Genomic DNA, 19,751 nt, shown 5'->3' with positions numbered 1-19,751 from the left:
CTACCGCGCAGCCGAGGTCACCACTCCAGCGCCCACGGCTTGCCGGTCCCGGCGAAGTGCCCCACGTTCACGCACTCCGTGGACCCGATCCGCATTCGCCGCACCAGCGGCTGGTGGACGTGCCCGAACAGCGAGTACCGCGGCTTGGTCCGCCGGATCGCCTCCAGCAGCGCCCTGCTGCCCCGCTCGAAGCGCCGCGCCACCGTGTCGTAGACCAGTTCCGGCACCTCCGGCGGGATATGGGTGCACAGCACGTCCACCTCACCCACCGCCTCGACCTTCGCCGCGTACTCCTCGTCGCTGATCTCGTACGGCGTGCGCATCGGTGTCCTGAGTCCGCCCCCGACGAAGCCGAAGGTCCGGCCGCCGATCTCCACCCGCTGCCCGTCCAGCACGGTCGTGCCGGGCCCGGCGTACTCGGGCCACAGCGGCGGCATGTCGACATTGCCGTAGGTCGCGTACGTCGGTGTCGGGAAGGCCGCGAACAGCTCGGCGTACTGCTTGCGCACCGCCTTCTCGATCACCGCGCCGCGGTCCGAGCCGATCCCCGCCCACAGCCGGGCCCCGAACTCGCGGGCCTCGTCGTAGCGGCGCGCGGTGCGCAGCTCGACGATGCGGTCGGCGTTCTCGGCGCCGAAGAGGTCGGGGAAGATGCCGCGGGAGTGGTCGGCGTAGTCGAGGAAGAGGACCAGGTCACCCAGGCAGATCAGAGCGTCCGCCCCGTCGCCGGCTCTGGCCAGGTCACGGACGTTTCCGTGTACGTCGCTGACCACATGAACGCGCGTCCTGCTGTTGCCGGATGGTGTGGATGCCATGGCGATCAAGCGTAAGCCTGTGCGGCATGCGTGAACAGTGGCGGCCGGACCTGCGGTTACTGGCCAGTCGTGAAAGGGGTCGACTACTGTGCGCGCAGAAACACCATGCACGCGGTACCGATCCGTGTGACGCAGCGAACATCTCGCCGGGCCCTCTGTCGAAGACGCCATACCGGCGGGTAACGTCCGGGCAGTCCAGTCGTGCTCAGGATTTCAACCAACGAAATGCCTGGGTACCTGCCCGAGCCTTGGACCGCACCGTCGCATCACACACCGTCGTGGCGCCGGCGCCCTATGAGGAGCAGCAGTCTTGCGCGAGTTCAGCCTTCCGGCCATGTACGAGGTCCCCGCGGACGGGAATCTGACGGACATCGTCCGCAGAAACGCCGCGCAGCACCCGGATGTCGCCGTCATCGCGCGCAAGGTGGGCGGGGCCTGGCAGGACGTGACGGCCACCGCCTTCCTCGCCGAGGTGCGCGCCGCCGCCAAGGGGCTCGTGGCGGCCGGAGTGCAGCCGGGCGACCGGATCGGGCTGATGTCCCGCACCCGGTACGAGTGGACCCTGCTGGACTTCGCGATCTGGTCGGCGGGCGCGGTCACCGTGCCGGTGTACGAGACCAGCTCCCCGGAGCAGGTGCAGTGGATCCTCGGTGACTCGGGCGCCACCGCGGTGCTGACGGAACTGGACAGCCACACGGCGGCCGTGGAGTCGGTGCGCGACCGGCTGCCCGCCCTGAAGCACCTGTGGCAGATCGAGGGCGGCGGCGTCGAGGAGCTGGGCCGGCTCGGGCAGGACGTCAGCGACGAGACGATCGAGGAGCGCGGCTCGCTGGCGAAGGCCGACGACCCGGCGACCATCGTCTACACCTCCGGCACGACCGGCCGCCCCAAGGGCTGTGTGCTCACCCACCGCAACTTCTTCGCGGAGTGCGGCAACATCGTCGAGCGGCTGCGCCCGCTGTTCCGGACCGGCGAGTGCTCGGTGCTGCTGTTCCTGCCGCTGGCGCACGTGTTCGGCCGGCTGGTCCAGATCGCCCCGATGATCGCGCCGATCAAGCTGGGCTGCCTGCCCGACATCAAGGACCTCACCACCGAACTGGCCGAGTTCCGGCCGACGTTGATCCTCGGTGTGCCGCGTGTCTTCGAGAAGGTCTACAACTCGGCGCGGGCCAAGGCGCAGGCGGACGGCAAGGGCAAGATCTTCGACAAGGCGGCGGACACCGCCATCGCCTACAGCCGCGCGCTGGACACCGCTTCGGGCCCGTCGGTCGGCCTGCGGATCAAGCACAAGGTCTTCGACCGGCTCGTCTACAGCAAGCTGCGCGCGGTCCTCGGCGGCCGGGGCGAGTACGCCATCTCCGGCGGCGCCCCGCTGGGCGAGCGGCTGGGGCACTTCTTCCGCGGCATCGGCTTCTCGGTCCTGGAGGGCTACGGCCTGACCGAGACCTGCGCCGCCACCGCGTTCAACCCCTGGGACCGCCAGAAGATCGGCACGGTCGGCCAGCCGCTGCCCGGCTCGGTGGTGCGCATCGCCGACGACGGCGAGGTGCTGCTGCACGGCGAGCACATCTTCAAGGAGTACTGGAACAACCCGGGCGCGACCGAGGAAGCGCTGCGGGACGGCTGGTTCCACTCCGGTGACATCGGCACCCTGGACGAGGACGGCTACCTCAGGATCACCGGCCGCAAGAAGGAGATCCTGGTCACCGCGGGCGGCAAGAACGTCGCCCCGGCCGTGATCGAGGACCGGATCCGCGCGCACGCGCTGGTCGCGGAGTGCATGGTGGTGGGCGACGGGCGGCCGTTCGTGGGCGCCCTGGTCACCGTCGACGAGGAGTTCCTGGGCCGCTGGGCCGCCGAGCACGGCAAGCCGGCGAACGCCACGGCGGCGTCCTTGATCGACGACCCGGACCTGCTGGCCGCGATCCAGTCGGCGATCGACGACGGCAACGCCGCGGTCTCCAAGGCGGAGTCGGTGCGCAAGTTCCGCGTCCTGCCCTCCCAGTTCACCGAGGAGTCGGGGCATCTGACGCCGTCACTGAAGCTCAAGCGGAACGTGGTGGCGAAGGACTTCGCGCAGGAGATCGAGGCGATCTACGCCAAGTGACCCGCCGGTTCGCGAAGGCGCGGGGTCCCCGTCGGGGGCCCCGCGCCTTCGTCGTCCGTCCGGTTACAGCAGGTCCTTGAGCCGCTCGGCCAGCAGGTCCCAGCGCCACTTCTCCTCGACCCACTCGCGGCCCCGCTCCCCCATCCGGCGGCGCAGTTCCGCGTCGCCGAGGAGGGTGACGATCCGGTCGGCCGCCTGCTCGGGCGAGCCGCCGCGCACCACCCAGCCCGTCTCGCCGTCCAGGACCGCGTCCGGCGCTCCGCCCGAGTCACCCGCGACCACGGGCAGCCCCGTCGCCGAGGCCTCCAGGTAGACGATGCCGAGCCCCTCCACGTCCAGGCCCCGCCGGCGCGTACGGCAGGGCATGGCGAACACGTCACCGGCGCCGTAGTGGGCGGGCAGTTCGGACCAGGGGACCGCGCCCGTGAAGTGGACGGAGTCGGCCACCCGGGTCTCGTGGGCCAGCTTGCGCAGGTCCCGCTCGTAGGGGCCGCCGCCGACGATCAGCAGGACCGCGTCCGGTTCCTTCGCCAGGATCCGGGGCATGGCCAGGATCAGGGTGTCCTGCCCCTTGCGCGGGACCAGCCGGGAGACGCAGACGATCACCGGGCGGTCGGTCAGCCCCAGGCGGGCGCGGACCTCGGTGCCGCCGGATCCGGGGTGGAAGGTCTTCTCGTCGACGCCCGGCGGGAGCTGCGCCATCCGCCGGGCCGCCGCGGGGCTCAGCGCGCCGGCGATGCGGGAGCGGGTGTACTCGCCGAGGTAGGTGATGGTGTCCGTCGAGTCCCCGATCCGCCGCAGCAGCTGCCGGGAGGCGGGCAGCTGGGCCCAGCCGGCCTCGTGGCCGTGGGTGGTGGCGACCAGGCGTTCGGCACCGGCCTTGCGCAGCGCCGGGGCCATCAGGCCGAGCGGCGCCGCCGCCCCGAACCACACCGACGTACAGCCGTGCTCCCGCAGCAGTCCCACCGCCCGCCGGGTGACCCGGGGCGTGGGCAGCAGCATCGTCGTGGCGTCGCGTACGACGGTGAAGGGCTGGTCGGCGTCGAAGGCGGCGGTGGCCTCGGCGCCCTCCTGGCCGCGCTTCCAGGTGGAGGCGTAGACGACCAGCCGCTCCGGGTCCAGCCGTAGCGCCATGTTGTGCAGGAAGGCCTGGATGCCGCCGGGGCGGGGCGGGAAGTCGTTCGTCACGATGAGCGTCTTGTGCATCGCGGCCGACCTTATCCGAGGCGTACCGCACAGCGCGTCACGACCGCGCTGGTGGCCGACGCACAGTTTCCCGGGACATCATGTTCCCCTCAAGACGGACGCGGACGGCAGGGGACCAGGTGGAGACGACGGGCACGCGGCGGTCCTTGGCGGGGCTGCTCGTCATCTGGGCCCTGACCAGGGTGGTCCTGCTGCTCTTCGTGTTCAAGGTGTACGTCTTCCCAGGCCCGGACGTCACCAGCGACGTCTCGGTGATCTACCAGGGCTGGTACGAGGTGCTGCGCACCGGAACGTTCCCGCAGGACGACGTCACCTGGCAGTACCCGCCCGCCGCCGCCCTCGCGATCCTCTCCCCCGCGGTGCTGTTCCATCTGGACTACGCCTCCGCCTTCTTCGTCCTCGCCTTCACCGCCGACCTCGCCGTCCTCGCCCTGCTGCTGTACGCGGGCCTGCGCCCGGGCCGGAGCCTGCGCGGCCCCTGGGTGTGGGCCGCGGGTGTCCCGCTGCTCGGGCCGACCGTCTACGCCCGCTACGACGTGATGGTGACCGCGGTGGCGGTGGCCGCCCTGCTGGCGGGCGCCCGGCACCCCCGGGTGATGGGGACGCTGACGGCGTTCGCGGCGCTGCTGAAGGTGTGGCCGGTGCTGCTGCTGGTCGCCGCCCGCCGCCGCTCGGCCTGGGTGTGGGCCGCGGTGACCGCCGCCGGTCTGGCGGTGCTGTTCGGCGTGGCGATGCCGGGCGCGTTCGCGTTCCTGACCTTCCAGCGGGACCGCGGCACCGAGGTGGAGTCGCTGGGCGCCCTGGTCTTCCATGTGGCCCGGCACTTCGGCTGGGACGGGCAGGTGCTGCTGAACTACGGCTCGGTGGAGTTCCTCGGCCCGTACGTGGACGTCGTCAGCACGGCCGCGCTGGTGCTGACCGCGCTGGCCTTCGGCTGGCTGCTGCTGTGGCGGTTCCGGGCGAACCGGTTCCTGCCGCACACGCTCGCGGACGCCGCCCTGGTGGCGGTGCTGATGTTCACCACGACCAGCCGGGTGATCAGCCCGCAGTACCTGGTGTGGCTGGTCGGGCTGGCCGCGGTGTGCCTGTGCTTCCGGGGCAGCCGGATGGGCGTGCCGGTCGCCCTGGTGCTGGCGGCGTGCCTGCTGACGGTGCTGGAGTTCCCGGTCTGGTTCTCGCACGTGGTGTCCAGCGACTGGCTCGGCATCACCCTGCTGTTCCTGCGCAACGGCCTGCTGGTGCTGGCCACGGTCCTGGCCGCCCGCGTCCTGTGGCGCTCGACGGTCTCCGTCCCCGAGGCCGCTCCGCTGCCCGCCCAGGCCACCCGCGCCAAGGAGACCTCGCTGCCCTCCTGAGCCGGGGCCGGGCCCAGGGGGATCCGGCAGTCCGGGACCCCGGTCAGCCGAACTGCGTGCGCAGATAGTCCCGCCACTGCACGGTGAAGTCCGCCACGGTCGTGCCGAGGACCCGGTCCATGGCCTCCTCGACCGCGCCGGGCCGCTTCTCGTGCCCGCCGACGGCCCGGTAGAACTCGGCGAGCCGCTCCTCGCCCCAGCGCTCCGCGATCATCCGGCAGGCCATCCAGCCGCTCTCGTAGGCCTGCGCGAGCCCGGCCGAGTCCCCGGTGAACCCGAAGTCCTCGTCGGTCGGCAGCCCCGCCGGGATCTCGCCCTCGGTCACCGCCTGCCACAGCTCCGGGGCGGCCTCGACGGGCGAGCGCCCGGTGCCGAGGTAGCCGACCCAGTCGGCGTACCCCTCGGAGAGCCAGAGCGGGGTGGCGGCGCTGGTGTGGGCCCGGGTGGCGACATGGGTGGCCTCGTGGGTGAGCACCACCTGCTTGCCGCTCTGGCCGAGGACGCCGTACGCGACCGGGTTGAGGATGATCCGGTCCGCGGGCGCGTCGGCGGGGGCGCCGGTCTCGCCGGTGGTCACGGCCGCGATCCCGCGGTACGAGGAGGCGGGCGAGCCGAGCAGTCCCGCCATCGCCTCCAGGGACTGCGGTACGAGGACGACGAGCCGGCGCGGCCACTCGGCGTCCCAGGCCCGGTTCACCGCGGGCACGGCCCGGTCGGCCAGGTCGGCGAAGGTGCGCAGCCGGGCGCCGCTCTGTCCGACGCCGAGCACGATGCTGCGCTCACCGCGGACCACGTCCACCCGGCCCTGGTCCCACAGCTGGTCGGCGGCCTCGCGGGCGGGCCGCTCGGACTCGACGTACCACGCGCCGCCGGCGTCGAGGCTGAGCCGCAGGCTGCGGGCCGCGGTGACCGGCGCCCGGTCGTCGCCCCGCAGGCGGTAGCGCAGTTCGGCCTGGGCGGTGGCGCTGTCCCCGCTGCGCCGGAGCCCGGTCACCCGGTAGGACCACTCGGCGAACGGCACCTCGCGCAGATCGTCGAAGCCGCTCCGCGCGCCGGTGCGGACGAAGGCCGACTCGTCCCGCTCGACGATCGCCGCGGCCCGCCGGTCCAGCACCCGCTGCACCGCTTCCCGCGCCGCGTCCGTGGCCGGTCGCCCCCCGCACGCCACGAGCGAGACGAACAGCAGACACAGCACCACCACACCGGATCCGGACGCCCGCCCTCGACCAGCCATGCCGCGATCGTACGGCGATCAGGCCACCGGGGTCAGACCCCCGGCGGAGCCGTCAGACCCTGGTGACCGTGGCCCCCGGCATCATCCCCATCGGGTCGTAGCGCACCGGCGCCCCCGGATAGGGCGCGTGGATCACCTGGCCGTTGCCCATGTACATCCCGACATGGCTGGCGTCGGAGCGGTAGGTGACCAGGTCGCCGGGCTGGGCCTGGGAGAGGGGGACCTGGCGGCCGGCGAAGCGCTGGCCCTGCGAGGTGCGGGGCAGGGCGACCCCGGCCTGCGCGTACGACCACTGCATCAGGCCCGAGCAGTCGAAGCCGCTGGGGCCGCTGGCGCCCCAGACGTACGGCTTGCCGAGGGCGGAGCGGGCGGCGGCGATCGCGGCGGCCGCACGGCCCGACGCCGGGGCGGCGCCGCCGAGGTCGGGCATGTCGGAGCGGCCGGAGCGGGAGGCCCGGTCGTAGGCGGCGCGCTCGTCGGAGGGCAGCGAGTTGAGCAGCTGCCGGGCCTTGGCGAGCTTGCCCTCCACCGTCCGCTTGTGCGCGGCGACGGCCTTGCGGCTCTTCTCCAGCTCCCCGAGCTTGCGGGAGGCCTCGGCGCGCTCCTGGGAGAGGTCGCGCATCGCGTCCTGGAGTTCCTTCAGCTCGCCCGCCTGACGGGCGCTGATCCGGTCCAGTACGGCGGCCTTGTCGAGGTAGTCGTCCGGATCCTCGGAGAACAGCAGGGCGAGGGAGGGGTCGAGCCCGCCGGAGCGGTACTGCGCTCCGGCCAGCGAACCGAGCGACTCCCGCATGGAGTTGATGCGCTCCTGCTGCCGGGCGATCCGGTCCTGCGCGGTGGTGACCTCCTTGCGCAGCGAGTCGGCGCGCTCATCGGCCTTGTTGTAGGCCTCGGTGGCCTGTTCGGCCTCCTCGTAGAGGCGGTCCACCTCGGCCCGGGTGTCGTCGTGCGGAGCGGCCGATGCCGGTACGGCTGCGAAGGCCGCGGCGGTGGCGGAGATGACGCAGAGCGCGGCGCTCGCGCCCCGGTCGAACCCGGACGGTACAAGGCGACGATGGGACCCCACGAGAAGCCGCACCCCTTCCGCTGGCGGACAAGGATTTTCCCCGGCGAGGGGGAAACGCGGCAGACAGTAGCCCCGCTACGGGCCACCGACCAACGACCGCCGTGCACACGCAACGTGACGCCCCGCCTAGGACGCAGGTCATGGGCGGGGCGCGGGGTCAGTTCACGTCACCGGGATTCGCCCGTTCGGGCGGCACGGTGTCGTGATCTTGAGGGTGCTCAGATGCGGACGCCGAACTGGTACGGCATGTTGTTGATCGACTCGTAGCGGACGACCGTGTTGGAGCGCGGGGCGTGCAGCACCTGGCCGTTGCCCGCGTAGAAGCCGACGTGGTGCAGGTCGCCGTAGAAGATGACCAGGTCGCCGACCTTGAGGTCGGACTGGCTGTAGATGCGGGTGCCGGCGTTGGCCTGGGCCTGCGAGGTGCGCGGGATGCCGACACCGGCCTGGGCGAAGGCCCAGCTGGTCAGGCCCGAGCAGTCGAAGGAGGAGGGGCCGGAGGCGCCGTAGATGTAGGGCGAGCCGATCTTGCTCTGGGCGGCCTGGAAGGCGGCCATGGCGCGGCCGGAGCCGGCGCTGGCGCCGCTGAGGTCGACGCGGTCGGCGGACGAGCGGCTGGCGCGGTCCTCCTCGGCGGCGAGGGCGGCCTTCTCGGCGGCGGTCAGGGAGTTCAGGAGCTTCTGCGCCTGGGCGAGCTTGTCCTGGACTTCCTGCTTCTTCTTGCCCAGTTCGGTCCGGGTGGAGGCGAGGTCCTTGAGCTTCTCGGTGGCCTCGGAGCGGTCCTGGGCGAGTTCGCGCTGCTTGTCCTGGATCTTCTTCAGCGACTCGACCTGCTGGCTGCTCAACTGGTCCAGCGTGGACGCCTTGTCGAGGTAGTCGTCCGGGTCGGAGGACAGGAACAGCTGGACCGAGGAGTCGATGGAGCCGGTGCGGTACTGGGCGGCGGCCGCCAGGCCTATGGAGTCGCGCATCTCGTTGAGGTCTTCCTGACCGCGCGCGACGTTGTCCTGGATCGTGGAGATCTCCTTCTGGAGCTTCTCCTGCTTCTCCTTGGCGCCGTTGTACTTCTCGGTGGCCTGCTCGGCCTCCTCGTAGAGCTTGTCGACCTTGGCCTTGACCTCGTCCTTGCTCGGCTTCTCGCTGGGCGCGGCGTTGGCCGCCTGCGAGCTGATGGCCACGGCGGCAGCAGCGGCGGTGGTCAGCACGGTCACACGTGCGCGGCTCGGCTGCTTGGGTCGACGGTGGGACGCCACGGAGGCGAACTCCTTCTTCTGAGTGATCTTCCGAGCGGAGGTTCGAAGGCAGACCCTAGTGATACAGCTGTGATCAGTTCAAATCCCTGGGCGATTTATCCCGGTTACGGTCCGCATTCTTTACCATCAACCCACGTGCAGTGATGTGCACTTGACGCTACGTTGCGTGACGGTTCCGTCAATTCGGGCATTGCAGCTGTAGATTGACCTTCAGGACAGTCGCTTCAGAAGCACCGCAGATGCCACCGGACGGGCGCCCGCCCGGGCCACCCCGTCGGCCACCTCACGGTCGGTCGAGACGACGATGACCGGACGCCCCGGCGGCTCGGCGCGCACCAGCTGACGGATCAACTCGTCGGCGGTGATCCCCGGTTTGGAGAACAGCACCCGCACCCCGCGCGGCGGCGCCAGCAGCACCGGCGCGGCCAGTTCGGCCCCGTCGAAGACACAGGTCACCTCGGCGCCGGTCTGCGCGGCGAGCTGGGAGAGCTGCCCGAGGAGCCTCAGGCGCTGCTTCTCCAGCGGCATCTGGGGATAGCCGGTCTTGGTGACGTTGTAGCCGTCGACGACCAGATGCGCCTGGGGCAGCGCCAGCAACTGGTCGATGATGGCGGGGTCGTTCTCGGACAACGCCCGCGCGGCGATGTCCTTGGGGGTCATACGTCCCGGTTCGACCGCGTCCACGGTCTCGGCCGGACGCACCGACACCGGCGGCAACGCCAGCTCCCGGCGCAGCCCTTGGGTGGCGTCGAGCAGGGTGTCCAGCAGCAGCCGTACCCGCATGTCCTCCACGCTGCGGCCCTCGCGCGCCGCCCGGCGGGTGGCCTCCAGGGCGGCCTCCGCCTCGGCGAGCCGCGACTTCAGCCGCCGGGTCTCGCTCTCGGCGGCCGACACCTGCCCGTGCGTCTCCGCCCGTACGGCCTCGATCTCGCCGTGCGCCTTGCGCAGCGCCGCCTCGCCGCGCTTGACGTCGCTGAGCGCCGCCCGCAGCTTGCGGTGAAGCGATTCCGCTTCCTTCTTGGACGCGTCCAGCTCGGTGCGCAGCCGCTCGGTCTCGGTCCGGATCTGCTCCCTGGCCTGGGCGAGGTCGGCGCGCAGCCGTTCCAGTTCGGCCCGGCTCTCCTCGTCGACGCGCTCGGCGTCGGCCCGCTGGGCCTCCTCGCCCGCCGCGGTCACCAGCTTGACCCAGCCGGTGGGCCGCAGCACATAGGCCGCGGCCGCCACGTCGAGCGGATCCGCGGCCGGGGGCGGCGAGCCGGAGTCGAGGGCGCCGGCGAGCTCCGGCTGGGCCTCTCTCAGCTTCTCCCCGATGCGCTGACGGAAGAGCGGATCGGTCTCCAGGGCCGCGGCCATGGCGTTGCCGGCGAACTTGACCCGCCGGTTCGGGGCGAAACGGGCGTACTGTCTCAGCTGGGCGGGCAGTTCACCGACGGTCAGCCCGCCGAACCCGTCGGAGACGATCTGCACGACCCGGCGGCGCACTCCGTCGGGCAGCGGACGGTCGAGCACCTCAGCGGCGCCGTCGCCCGGCCCCCCGCCTGCGGTCTCCACCATCCGTCTCACCTCATCGCCTGTGCGCGATCCCCCTGGCGTGGGGGATCACCCGAGCGGGGCCCGCTCCCTCAGGAGCCGGCGCCCGGCCTGTCCACGAGTTCCACCTGGTCCACGGCGTTGCACCAGCGGCAGCGCACCGACTCGATGGTCTCACTGACCACCTCGCGCTCCTCGACCTTGGGCTCACCGGCGAGGTCGAGGTGGACGTACTCGACGACCTTCGACGAGCGGGTCACATCGAAACGGGTGAGGTTGCCGCAGAGCGTGCAGCGCCACCGCGTGGTGGCCGTCGGCAGGGGAACCGTCATCGCGACCGTTCTTTCCTTCCAGTGTCGGTGACTCACCGGAGTCCCGGTGCGTGTGGCTCGTAACCCTACGGCCTGGCGGGTACCCGCCGCTCGGCCGTCCACAGCGGCGAGGCGGTCCGGTCCGTTGCGTCCCCTTACGTCATGCTCTGTGGTCATGATCAGCAAGTGGAGCAGCACGGTCGTCAGAGGCATGCGGATGCCGTCCGCGCCGGTCACCTACGCACTGATCGGCCTGTGCACGCTGATCTTCCTGATCGGCCCGGCCTCGGGGCTGAACCCGGCCTACGGCACCGGTGACGAACTGCTCGCCGCGCAGCGGGCCTACTTCCGGCGCTGGGGCGTGATCCCGGCCGAACTCTTCGAGGGCGGGGCGCGCGCCGCCCTCACCCCGGCCACCGCGCTCTTCGTGCACGGCAGCTGGGTGCACCTGCTGGGCAACATGCTCTTCCTCTACGTCTTCGGCGCGCTGACCGAGGAACGCATGGGCCGCGTCCAGTACACCCTCTTCTATCTGGGCTGCGGCTATCTCGCCCTGCTGGGGTACGCGGCCGCCAACGCCGACTCCGAGCAGTCCCTGGTCGGCGCGTCCGGCGCGATCTCGGCGGTCCTCGGCGCCTGCCTCGCGCTGTTCCCGCGGGCGAGGGTGACCAGCCTGCTGCCGTTCCTGTTCTTCCTGCCGGTGCGGTTGCCCGCCTGGGTGGTGCTGCCGTTCTGGGCGACCCTGCAGTGGCTGGCCGCGGGCCGGGCCACGAGCGGGCCCGGCGTGGCGTATCTGGCCCATCTCGTGGGCTTCGGCCTGGGGTGCAGTTACGCCTGGGTGCGGTTCGGCCGTACGACTAGAGTGAAGGCCGCCCCAGCGACGCCCGCCCCCGAGGGAGAGAACCAGCCGTGATCACCGCGATCGTCCTCATCAAGACCAGCGTGGACCGGATCCCCGAGATCGCCGAGCAGATCGCCTCGCTGGACAGCGTGAGCGAGGTCTTCTCCGTCACCGGCACCTACGACCTGATCGCGATGGTCCGGGTCAAGGAGCACGAGGACCTCGCCGAGGTCATCCCCGGCCGCATCAGCAAGATCCCGGGCGTGGAGGGCACGGACACGCACGTGGCGTTCCGGACGTACTCCCAGCACGACCTGGAGGCGGCCTTCGCCCTGGGGCTGGACAGCTAGCTCATACGGCGGGCACGCAACGGCCGTCCTCCGTGCGGTAGTTCCACTTCGCGCCGTCGGTGACGAGCTCGCGCACCGCGGTCACGAAACGCTCCACGTGCTCGTCCGGAGTGCCGGCGCCGAAGCTGACCCGGATGGCGTTGAGGGACTTCTCGCCGGGTGCCGCCTCGGGGGCGCCGCACTCGCCCTGGGTCCCCGGGTCGCTGCCGAGCAGGGTGCGGACCAGCGGGTGGGCGCAGAACAGACCGTCGCGGACGCCGATGCCGTACTCGGCGGACAGGGCGGCGGCGAAGTGGGAGCTGTTCCAGCCGTCGACCACGAAGGAGAGCACGCCGACCCGCGGGGCGTCGTCGCCGAAGAGGGAGAGGATCCGGACCTCGGGCACCCCGGCGAGCCCCTGGCGGACCTTCTCGATCAGGTACCGCTCGCGGGCGACCAGGGTGTCGAAGCCGGCCTCCGTGAGGGCCTTGCAGGCCGAGGCGATGGAGTAGGCGCCGATCACGTTCGGCGAGCCGGCCTCGTGCCGGGCCGCGCTCTCGTGCCACTCCACGTCCACTCCCCCGTCCGCGCGCCGGCTGACCTTGCGGCTGGCGCCGCCGCCCGCGAGGTACGGCTCGGCCGCGACCAGCCAGTCGGCGCGGCCGGCCAGGACGCCGGAGCCGAAGGGGGCGTAGAGCTTGTGCCCGGAGAAGGCGATCCAGTCGACGTCCAGGTCCTGGACCGACACCGGATGGTGCGGGGCGAGCTGCGCGGCGTCCAGGACGATCCGGGCGCCGTGCGCATGGGCGGCGGCGGCCAGTTCCCGCACCGGCCACAGCTCGCCGGTGACGTTGGAGGCGCCGGTGACACAGACCAGGGCCGGGGCGTACGGGTCGCGGGCGGCGAGGGCGCGCTCCAGGGTCTGCACGGCCTGGCGCGGGGTGCGGGGGGCGTCGAGGTAGGTGACCTCGGCGTCCTGCCAGGGCAGCAGGGAGGCGTGGTGCTCGGTCTCGAAGACGAAGACCTGGCAGCCGGCGGGCAGGGCGGCGGCGAGCAGGTTCAGGGAGTCGGTCGTGGACCGGGTGAAGATCAGCTGGTCGTCGGCGCGGCAGTCCAGGAACTCGGCGACCGTCCGGCGGGCGTTCTCGAAGAGGTCGGTGGACAGCTGCGAGAGGTACCCGGCGCCTCGGTGGACGCTGCCGTAGTACGGGGCGTAGGCGGCCACGTCGTCCCAGACCCGCTGGAGCGCGGGGGCGCTGGCGGCGTAGTCGAGCGCGGCGTAGGTGACCTCGCCGCCGGTGACGAGCGGGACGGTGACATCCCGGCCCAGAACGGGCAGCGGGGCGCAAATGGTCTGGGCGGAGGCAGCGGTGGAGACAGACATGGAGGGCTCCCGTGAGAGAAGGGAAGAAGCAGGGGAAAGGGGTGCGCGGAGGCGGGGCTCGGCGGCCCTATCGCATTCGCTTGCTCACGGAAGGCTCCCTCGAACGACCCAGGACCCCTGGTGTATCGCGAGGGGTCCGCGCTTGCCGTGAGCCTTGCTGCTCACGGCCTGGTCCTCACCCGGGGCACCCCGCCACGGACGGAGGGTTGCCGGACAGTCGGCCGGGGCCTCATGACTGTCACTCATGACCTGGTACAGAAACTTAGGTGAAGTGATCGGCGTCCCGCAACCCGTGTCCGGATCACGGGACGACGACCGGGGAGCGCTAGGCGTTGCTGGCGGCCACCCAGCGCTCCAGCGTCCGCTTGGCCGCGCCGGAGTCGATCGACTCCGCCGCCTTCGCCATCGCGGTGCGGATCTGCTCGGCCAGGGGCTCCCCGGTCGGGTGCAACGCCACCAGGGCCGCCGCCGAATTGAGGAGCACGGCGTCCCGGACGGGGCCCGGCTCGCCGTTCAGCAGCCGCCGCGCGACGTCCGCGTTGTAGGAGGCGTCCGCGCCCCGCAGCGCCTGAACCGGCACCAGTTCGAGGCCCACGTCCCGCGGGTCGAAGGCTTCCTCGGTGACCTTGCCGTCCCGGACGATCCAGACCCGGGAGGTGGCGGTGGTGGTCAGTTCGTCCAGTCCGTCGTCGCCGCGGAACACCAGCGAGGAGTTGCCGCGCTCGGCGAACACCCCGGCGACGATCGGCGCCATCCGCGGGTCGGCGACCCCGACCGCCTGCGCCCGCACCCGGGCCGGGTTGGTGAGCGGGCCGAGGACGTTGAAGACGGTCCTGATGCCCAACTGCCCGCGCGCCGCGCCCGCGTGACGCATCGCCGGATGGAACTTCGCCGCGAAGCAGAAGGTGATCCCGGCCTCCTCGGCGACCTGCGGCACCCGGGAGACCGGCAGCTCCAGGTTGACCCCGAGCTTCTCCAGGACGTCCGAGGAACCGGAGGCGGAGGACGCCGCGCGGTTGCCGTGCTTGACGACCTTGGCGCCCGCGCCGGCCACCACGATCGCGGACATCGTGGAGATGTTGACGGTCTTCGCGCCGTCCCCGCCCGTGCCGACGATGTCGACGGTGTCACCGGACACCTCGATCACATGGGCGTGCGCGTACATCGTCCGGACGAAGCCGGTGATCTCCTCGACCGTCTCGCCCTTGGCCCGCAGGGCCACCACGAACCCGGCGATCTGCGCGTCGGTCGCCTCGCCGCGCATGATCAGGTCCATCGCCCAGGCCGTGTCGTCGGCGCCCAGATCGCGCCCCTCCAGCAGGCCGTTCAGCAACCGGGGCCAGGAACGGCCCGCCGCGGTGTCGCCTCCAGCGGGGGTCACAGCGCTCATGGGGCCGCTCCTGAGTGTCGTAGCAGAGATGCACCCCGAAAGGAGTGCGCTCCCCACCCTATCCAGCCCCGGGCACGGCGAAGGGCCCCGTCCGGTGTACGGACGGGGCCCTTCGCCGTGGCGTGGCGTGCGCAGCGATCAGTGGTGGCCGTGGCCGCTCGTGATCTCCTTGTACTCCTCGACGGTCGGCTTCGGAATCTGGGACTCCTCGCCGTAGTACGCCTTGCTGAGCTTGGCGCGCAGCTTCTCGGAGCCCTTCACCTTGCGCTCGACACCGTTCTCGTCGACCGTCGGGCCGATCTCGGCCGGCTTGTACTGCTCGTGCGCGGTGAGGGTGTGCAGCTGCTCCTGGCTGAGCGGCTCGTGCACCTCGATGAACTCACCGTGCGGCAGGCGCTTGATGATGCCCGACTCGCGGCCGTGCAGCACCTTCTCCCGGTCCCGGCGCTGGAGGCCGAGGCAGATCCGCTTGGTGATGATGAAGGCGACGACCGGGCCGACGAAGAAGCCGATCCGGACGAACCAGGTGATGGCGTTGATCGACATGTGGAAGTGGGTGGCCCACAGGTCGTTTCCACCACCGATCAGCAGGATCATGTACCAGGTGATCCACGCGACACCGAAGGCGGTACGGGTCGGCGCGTTGCGCGGGCGGTCCAGGATGTGGTGCTCGCGCTTGTCGCCGGTGACCCAGGCCTCGATGAACGGGTAGACCGCGATGGCGACCAGGACCAGCGGGAAGATCATCAGCGGGATGAACACACCCAGGACGAGCGTGTGGCCCCAGAAGTTGATCTCCCAGCCCGGCATCACACGGATCAGGCCCTCGGAGAAGCCCATGTACCAGTCGGGCTGGGCGCCGGTGGACACCTGGTCCGGACGGTAGGGGCCCAGGGCCCAGATCGGGTTGATCGTGGCGATGGCGGAGATGGCCGCGATGACACCGAAGACCAGGAAGAAGAAGCCTCCGGCCTTGGCCATGTAGACCGGCAGCAGCGGCATGCCGACGACGTTCTTGTTGGTCTTGCCGGGACCCGCGTACTGCGTGTGCTTGTGGTAGACGACCAGGATCAGGTGGGCGACCACCAGGCCGAGCATGATGCCCGGCAGCAGCAGGATGTGGACCGAGTAGAACCGGGCCACGAAGTCGCCGCCCGGGAACTCCCCGCCGAAGAGGAAGAACGACAGGTACGTGCCGACGATCGGCACGGACAGGACCGCGCCCTCCATGAACCGGACACCGGTGCCGGAGAGCAGGTCGTCTGGGAGCGAGTAACCGGTGAAACCGGTGAACATGCCGAGGACGAAGAGCAGGAAGCCGAACAGCCAGTTGATCTCACGCGGCTTGCGGAACGCGCCGGTGAAGAACACGCGCATCATGTGCACGAACATGCCGGCCAGGAAGATCAGCGCGGCCCAGTGGTGGATCTGCCGGATGAGCAGACCACCGCGGACGTCGAAGGAGATGTGCAGCGTGGAGCTGAACGCCTCCGACATCAGCTGACCCTGCAGCGGGACGTAACTGCCGTGGTACTCCACCTCGTTCATCGACGGGTGGAAGAACAGCGTCAGGTACACACCCGTGAGGATGATGATGATGAAGCTGTAGAGGCAGACCTCACCCAGCATGAACGACCAGTGGTCGGGGAAGATCTTGCGCATGTTGGCCTTGGCCAGGCCGTAGATGCCCAGTCGGCCGTCGGCCCAGTCGGCGACTCGCTCGCCGGCCGGCGCCTTCCCGCGTGCGCGGGACTCTGTGGTCTCTGTAGTGCTCATCCGCGCTCCCAGAAGGCAGGACCGACGGGCTCATCGAAGTCGCCGAGCGCCTCGAGGTAGCCCTCGTCGTTCACACCGATGCGCAGCTGCGGCAGGGCGTGACCGGCGGGACCGAAGATCACTCGGGCACCGTCGGAGAGGTCGAAGGTGGACTGGTGGCAGGGGCACAGCGCGTGGTGCGTCTGCTGCTCGTACAGGGAGATCGGGCAACCGACGTGGGTGCAGATCTTCGAGTACGCGACGATCCCCTCGTGCGACCACTCGAGCTCGCGCTTGTCCTTGATGTTGTCCGGCTGGATGCGGACGATCATCAGGGCCGCCTTGGCGATCTCCTTCTGGAAATCGTGGTCGTGCTCCTCCAGGCCCTCCGGCTTGGCGAAGGTGAGGGAGCCGACCGCGACGTCCGAGGGACGCAGCGGCTCGTTGGTGTTCATGTTGACCAGCAGCTTGCCCTTGGACCACAGGGTGTGGCGCAGCGAGGTGCCGGGCAGCGGACCGAGGTCGCGCAGCAGGACGACACCGGAGAGCGGGAACAGGGCCAGCGCACCGAACATCGTGTTCCGGATCAGCTTGCGACGGCCGAGCGCGGACTCCTTGGCGCCCGCCGCGAAGTCGGCCAGAACCTTGGCCTTGACCTCCGGCGGCGACTGGACGGCGTGCCGCTCCTCGGCGACCTCCTCGTCCGACATCAGGGTGCGGGCCCAGTGGACCGCGCCCGCGCCGATGCAGAACAGCGAGACGCCCAGCGTCATGCCCAGCGCGAAGTTCAGCGCGCTGACGTGCCCGATCGGGAAGATGTAGACCGACTTGTCGACCGGGATCGCCACGTAGGAGGCGATGAAGGCGACGGTGGCCAGCATCGATAGCACGAACAGCATCGCGACCGCGCGCTCGGACCGCTTGGCGGCCCGCTCGTCGATGTCCTGGATCCGGTGCTCGTGGGGCGGCAGACCGGGATCCGCGAACGGGTCCTTCTCGTCCGCGACGCTCACCGCACCGTGTGCGTCCTGCTCAGCGGGCAGGTTCTCTTCTGGAATGTCTTGGCTACTCATGACTTCTTGGCCTTTGCGGTCCGAGCGGCGACCCAGACGGCGACCGCGATCAGCGCGCCGAGTCCGAAGACCCAGGCGAACAGGCCTTCGGCGACCGGACCGAGTCCGCCCAGCTCAAGGCCACCGGGGCTCTCGGTGTCGTCGCTGTTGACCGCGTCGAGGTACGCGATGATGTCCTTCTTGTTCTGCTCCGACAGCGTGGTGTCGGGGAAGGAGGGCATGTTCTGCGGGCCGGTCTGCATGGCCTCGTAGATGTGCTTCGGGTCGACGTCCTCGAGGGAGGGCGCGTACTTGCCGTGGGTCAGCGCACCGCCCTTGCCGGTGAAGTTGTGGCACTGCGCGCAGTTGGTGCGGAACAGGTCGCCACCCTTGGCGATGTCGGCGCCCTCGGGGCCGTACTCCGCCTCGGTCGGGATGGACGGACCGGCGCCCAGGGACGCGACGTACGCCGCGAGCTGGTCGATCTCGGCCTGCGAGTAGACGACCGGCTTCTCCGGCGCCTGGGCGCTCTGGGAGGTCGCGGCCGGCATGCGGCCGGTGCCCACCTGGAAGTCCACGGCCGCGGCGCCGACGCCCACCAGGCTCGGACCGTCGGAGGTGCCCTGACCGCCGGTTCCGTGGCAGCTTGCGCAGCCGACGGCGTAGAGCTTCTTACCCTCGTCGATGGCGAGAGACTGGGCGGTTTCCTCTGCCTGCGCCTTGCCCGTGGGCGCGACAAAGGCGTACAGCCCCCCAGTGGCCGCCAGCGCGAGGAGTAGGACGACGACCGCCGCCAGCGGATGGCGTCGTCGTGCGGAGAGCTTTTTCACGGATTACCCCGGTGTCAGGATCTTCTGCGTCGATGCTTCTGGGATGTGCGCTTGCTTGCTTGCCTGCTCGCAGCGCGCGGGACGGGCCCGGCTACTTGATCATGTAGATCGTGGCGAAGAGGCCGATCCAGACGACATCGACGAAGTGCCAGTAGTAGGACACGACGATGGCGGCGGTTGCCTGCTCGTGAGTGAACCTCCTGGCCGCGTACGTACGGCCGAGGACCAGCAGGAAGGCGATGAGGCCTCCCGTCACGTGCAGGCCGTGGAAGCCGGTGGTCAGGTAGAAGACCGAGCCGTACGGGTCCGAGGAGAGCGAGAGCCCGTCCTTCTTCACCAGCTCGGTGTACTCGTAGACCTGGCCGCCGATGAAGATCGCACCCATCACGAAGGTGACGATGAACCACATCCGGAGCTTCTTCACGTCACCGCGCTCGGCGGCGAAGACGCCGAGCTGGCAGGTGAGGGAGGAGAGCACCAGGATCGTGGTGTTCGTCGCCGCGAACGGGAAGTTCAGGGCGTGGGCCTTCTCCGACCAGAAGTCGGGGCCCGTCACCGATCGCAGGGTGAAGTACATCGCGAAGAGGGCCGCGAAGAACATCAGCTCGGAACTCAGCCAGATGATGGTTCCGACGCTGGTGAGGTTCGGCCGATTGACCGACGGGTGCGCGTGCCCGGTTTCTACTGTCGTTGCTGTCGCCACGACCGACATTATGTCGGTCGCTTATCCCGCCCTCACTCCGGGGGGTGCCGTTCGGAGTGTTCGCACCTCGTGTACTGCCCGGATGGCCCATCGCGCAGGTGCTCCAACCGCTGTTGACGGCGTGTTCGGAGGAGTAGCATCCGCGGCATCGGTTCTGTCCGTACGACGCTGATGTCCCGGAGGAAACATGCGGCCGACCGCCACGGTGCTGGTCTACAGCGACGACTCCAACACCCGCGAGCAGGTGCGGTTGGCCGCCGGCCGGCGACCGGCTCCCGATGTCCCGCTGGTGGAGTTCGTGGAGTGCGCGACGCCCGCCGCGGTGGTGAGCGAGCTGGACAAGGGCGGGATCGACGTCTGCGTGCTGGACGGCGAGGCCGTGCCCATGGGGGGCATGGGGCTGTGCCGCCAGCTCAAGGACGAGGTGTTCAACTGCCCGCCGGTGCTCCTGCTCATGGGCCGCCCCCAGGACGCCTGGCTGGCCACCTGGAGCCGGGCTGAGGCCGCGGTGACCCTGCCGGTGGATCCCGTGGAGTTCGCGGCCTCGCTGGCGTCCCTGCTGCGCACCCAGCGGCTCCAGAGCGCCTAGG

18 protein-coding genes and 1 riboswitch are annotated in these 19,751 nt (G+C 70.6%); of the genes, 5 read left to right on the top strand and 13 right to left on the bottom strand.

The window, feature by feature from the left end:
• Positions 1-17: 17 nt before the first annotated feature.
• Positions 18-815: a metallophosphoesterase gene (locus ACFYW5_RS20800; protein ID WP_389418509.1), complete on the bottom strand. Its 798-nt coding sequence runs from the start codon at positions 813-815 to the stop codon at positions 18-20.
• Positions 816-1,125: 310 nt separating this feature from the next.
• Between ACFYW5_RS20800 and ACFYW5_RS20795 the strand changes: the two genes are divergently transcribed.
• Positions 1,126-2,922: an AMP-dependent synthetase/ligase gene (locus tag ACFYW5_RS20795; protein WP_389418508.1), complete on the top strand. Its 1,797-nt coding sequence runs from the start codon at positions 1,126-1,128 to the stop codon at positions 2,920-2,922.
• 63 nt (positions 2,923-2,985) lie between these two features.
• Here the strand turns inward: ACFYW5_RS20795 and ACFYW5_RS20790 are convergent, their stop codons facing one another.
• A complete protein-coding gene (locus tag ACFYW5_RS20790; protein ID WP_389418507.1) occupies positions 2,986-4,128 on the bottom strand; it encodes a glycosyltransferase family 4 protein in 1,143 nt (380 codons plus the stop codon).
• Between the two features lie 119 nt (positions 4,129-4,247).
• Between ACFYW5_RS20790 and ACFYW5_RS20785 the strand changes: the two genes are divergently transcribed.
• Positions 4,248-5,483 carry a glycosyltransferase 87 family protein gene (locus tag ACFYW5_RS20785; RefSeq protein ID WP_389418506.1) on the top strand — a complete coding sequence of 412 codons (1,236 nt, stop codon included), beginning with the start codon at positions 4,248-4,250 and terminating at the stop codon, positions 5,481-5,483.
• Between the two features lie 43 nt (positions 5,484-5,526).
• On the opposite strand, the gene ACFYW5_RS20780 is transcribed toward ACFYW5_RS20785, so the two are convergent.
• From ACFYW5_RS20780 to ACFYW5_RS20760, 5 genes are all read right to left on the bottom strand, one after another.
• Positions 5,527-6,717 carry a hypothetical protein gene (locus ACFYW5_RS20780; protein WP_389418505.1) on the bottom strand — a complete coding sequence of 397 codons (1,191 nt, stop codon included), beginning with the start codon at positions 6,715-6,717 and terminating at the stop codon, positions 5,527-5,529.
• A gap of 52 nt (positions 6,718-6,769) precedes the next feature.
• Entirely contained in the window at positions 6,770-7,783 is a 1,014-nt protein-coding gene (locus tag ACFYW5_RS20775) for an NlpC/P60 family protein (protein WP_389418504.1), read from the bottom strand.
• Positions 7,784-8,001: 218 nt separating this feature from the next.
• Positions 8,002-9,036 (bottom strand): NlpC/P60 family protein, encoded by a 1,035-nt coding sequence (locus ACFYW5_RS20770; RefSeq protein WP_389418503.1) that lies wholly within the window; start codon positions 9,034-9,036, stop codon positions 8,002-8,004.
• A 210-nt stretch (positions 9,037-9,246) separates the two neighbouring features.
• Entirely contained in the window at positions 9,247-10,590 is a 1,344-nt protein-coding gene (locus tag ACFYW5_RS20765) for an NYN domain-containing protein (protein ID WP_389418502.1), read from the bottom strand.
• Between the two features lie 68 nt (positions 10,591-10,658).
• Positions 10,659-10,898 carry a hypothetical protein gene (locus tag ACFYW5_RS20760; protein ID WP_055541554.1) on the bottom strand — a complete coding sequence of 80 codons (240 nt, stop codon included), beginning with the start codon at positions 10,896-10,898 and terminating at the stop codon, positions 10,659-10,661.
• Positions 10,899-11,052: 154 nt separating this feature from the next.
• Here ACFYW5_RS20760 and ACFYW5_RS20755 point away from each other — a divergent pair, with 154 nt between their 5' ends.
• A complete protein-coding gene (locus ACFYW5_RS20755; RefSeq protein ID WP_389418501.1) occupies positions 11,053-11,790 on the top strand; it encodes a rhomboid family intramembrane serine protease in 738 nt (245 codons plus the stop codon).
• Positions 11,787-12,068, top strand: a complete 282-nt coding sequence (locus ACFYW5_RS20750; RefSeq protein ID WP_389418500.1) for an Lrp/AsnC family transcriptional regulator — start codon at positions 11,787-11,789, stop codon at positions 12,066-12,068. The genes ACFYW5_RS20755 and ACFYW5_RS20750 overlap by 4 nt, the downstream gene beginning before the upstream one ends.
• A 1-nt stretch (position 12,069) precedes the next feature.
• Here ACFYW5_RS20750 and ACFYW5_RS20745 read toward each other — a convergent pair whose 3' ends face one another.
• From ACFYW5_RS20745 to ACFYW5_RS20720, 6 genes are all read right to left on the bottom strand, one after another.
• Complete coding sequence (locus ACFYW5_RS20745; protein WP_389418499.1) at positions 12,070-13,431, bottom strand: aminotransferase class V-fold PLP-dependent enzyme; 1,362 nt, start codon at positions 13,429-13,431, stop codon at positions 12,070-12,072.
• Between the two features lie 133 nt (positions 13,432-13,564).
• A riboswitch (SAM riboswitch) is annotated at positions 13,565-13,681 on the bottom strand.
• 75 nt (positions 13,682-13,756) lie between these two features.
• Positions 13,757-14,821: an anthranilate phosphoribosyltransferase gene (trpD, locus tag ACFYW5_RS20740; protein ID WP_389418498.1), complete on the bottom strand. Its 1,065-nt coding sequence runs from the start codon at positions 14,819-14,821 to the stop codon at positions 13,757-13,759.
• 138 nt (positions 14,822-14,959) lie between these two features.
• On the bottom strand, positions 14,960-16,597 hold the full coding sequence (locus ACFYW5_RS20735) for a cytochrome bc complex cytochrome b subunit (protein ID WP_389418497.1): 1,638 nt from the start codon (positions 16,595-16,597) through the stop codon (positions 14,960-14,962).
• Positions 16,594-17,649, bottom strand: a complete 1,056-nt coding sequence (locus ACFYW5_RS20730) for a Rieske 2Fe-2S domain-containing protein (RefSeq protein WP_389418496.1) — start codon at positions 17,647-17,649, stop codon at positions 16,594-16,596. Before ACFYW5_RS20730 ends, ACFYW5_RS20735 begins: the two co-directional genes overlap by 4 nt.
• Positions 17,646-18,458 (bottom strand): c-type cytochrome, encoded by an 813-nt coding sequence (locus tag ACFYW5_RS20725; RefSeq protein WP_389418495.1) that lies wholly within the window; start codon positions 18,456-18,458, stop codon positions 17,646-17,648. The genes ACFYW5_RS20730 and ACFYW5_RS20725 overlap by 4 nt, the downstream gene beginning before the upstream one ends.
• A gap of 91 nt (positions 18,459-18,549) precedes the next feature.
• On the bottom strand, positions 18,550-19,170 hold the full coding sequence (locus tag ACFYW5_RS20720; protein ID WP_389418494.1) for a heme-copper oxidase subunit III: 621 nt from the start codon (positions 19,168-19,170) through the stop codon (positions 18,550-18,552).
• 178 nt (positions 19,171-19,348) lie between these two features.
• Between ACFYW5_RS20720 and ACFYW5_RS20715 the strand changes: the two genes are divergently transcribed.
• Positions 19,349-19,750, top strand: coding sequence for a hypothetical protein (locus tag ACFYW5_RS20715; RefSeq protein ID WP_389418493.1), 402 nt, complete (start codon positions 19,349-19,351; stop codon positions 19,748-19,750).
• Position 19,751: the final 1 nt, after the last annotated feature.

The sequence above is a fragment of the Streptomyces sp. NPDC002779 genome (assembly GCF_042888685.1).
Taxonomy (GTDB): domain Bacteria; phylum Actinomycetota; class Actinomycetes; order Streptomycetales; family Streptomycetaceae; genus Streptomyces.
This window is presented reverse-complemented; position numbering and strand designations above follow the sequence as displayed.

Excerpts from the sequence above, each read along its gene's own strand:
- ACFYW5_RS20720 (WP_389418494.1), bottom strand. The coding sequence starts at position 19,170 with ATGTCGGTCGTGGCGACAGCAACGACAGTAGAAACCGGGCACGCGCAC.
- ACFYW5_RS20715 (WP_389418493.1), top strand. The coding sequence starts at position 19,349 with ATGCGGCCGACCGCCACGGTGCTGGTCTACAGCGACGACTCCAACACC.
- trpD (WP_389418498.1), bottom strand. The coding sequence starts at position 14,821 with ATGAGCGCTGTGACCCCCGCTGGAGGCGACACCGCGGCGGGCCGTTCC.
- ACFYW5_RS20745 (WP_389418499.1), bottom strand. The coding sequence starts at position 13,431 with ATGTCTGTCTCCACCGCTGCCTCCGCCCAGACCATTTGCGCCCCGCTG.
- ACFYW5_RS20735 (WP_389418497.1), bottom strand. The coding sequence starts at position 16,597 with ATGAGCACTACAGAGACCACAGAGTCCCGCGCACGCGGGAAGGCGCCG.
- ACFYW5_RS20790 (WP_389418507.1), bottom strand. The coding sequence starts at position 4,128 with ATGCACAAGACGCTCATCGTGACGAACGACTTCCCGCCCCGCCCCGGC.
- ACFYW5_RS20760 (WP_055541554.1), bottom strand. The coding sequence starts at position 10,898 with ATGACGGTTCCCCTGCCGACGGCCACCACGCGGTGGCGCTGCACGCTC.
- ACFYW5_RS20755 (WP_389418501.1), top strand. The coding sequence starts at position 11,053 with ATGATCAGCAAGTGGAGCAGCACGGTCGTCAGAGGCATGCGGATGCCG.
- ACFYW5_RS20780 (WP_389418505.1), bottom strand. The coding sequence starts at position 6,717 with ATGGCTGGTCGAGGGCGGGCGTCCGGATCCGGTGTGGTGGTGCTGTGT.
- ACFYW5_RS20800 (WP_389418509.1), bottom strand. The coding sequence starts at position 815 with ATGGCATCCACACCATCCGGCAACAGCAGGACGCGCGTTCATGTGGTC.
- ACFYW5_RS20765 (WP_389418502.1), bottom strand. The coding sequence starts at position 10,590 with ATGGTGGAGACCGCAGGCGGGGGGCCGGGCGACGGCGCCGCTGAGGTG.
- ACFYW5_RS20730 (WP_389418496.1), bottom strand. The coding sequence starts at position 17,649 with ATGAGTAGCCAAGACATTCCAGAAGAGAACCTGCCCGCTGAGCAGGAC.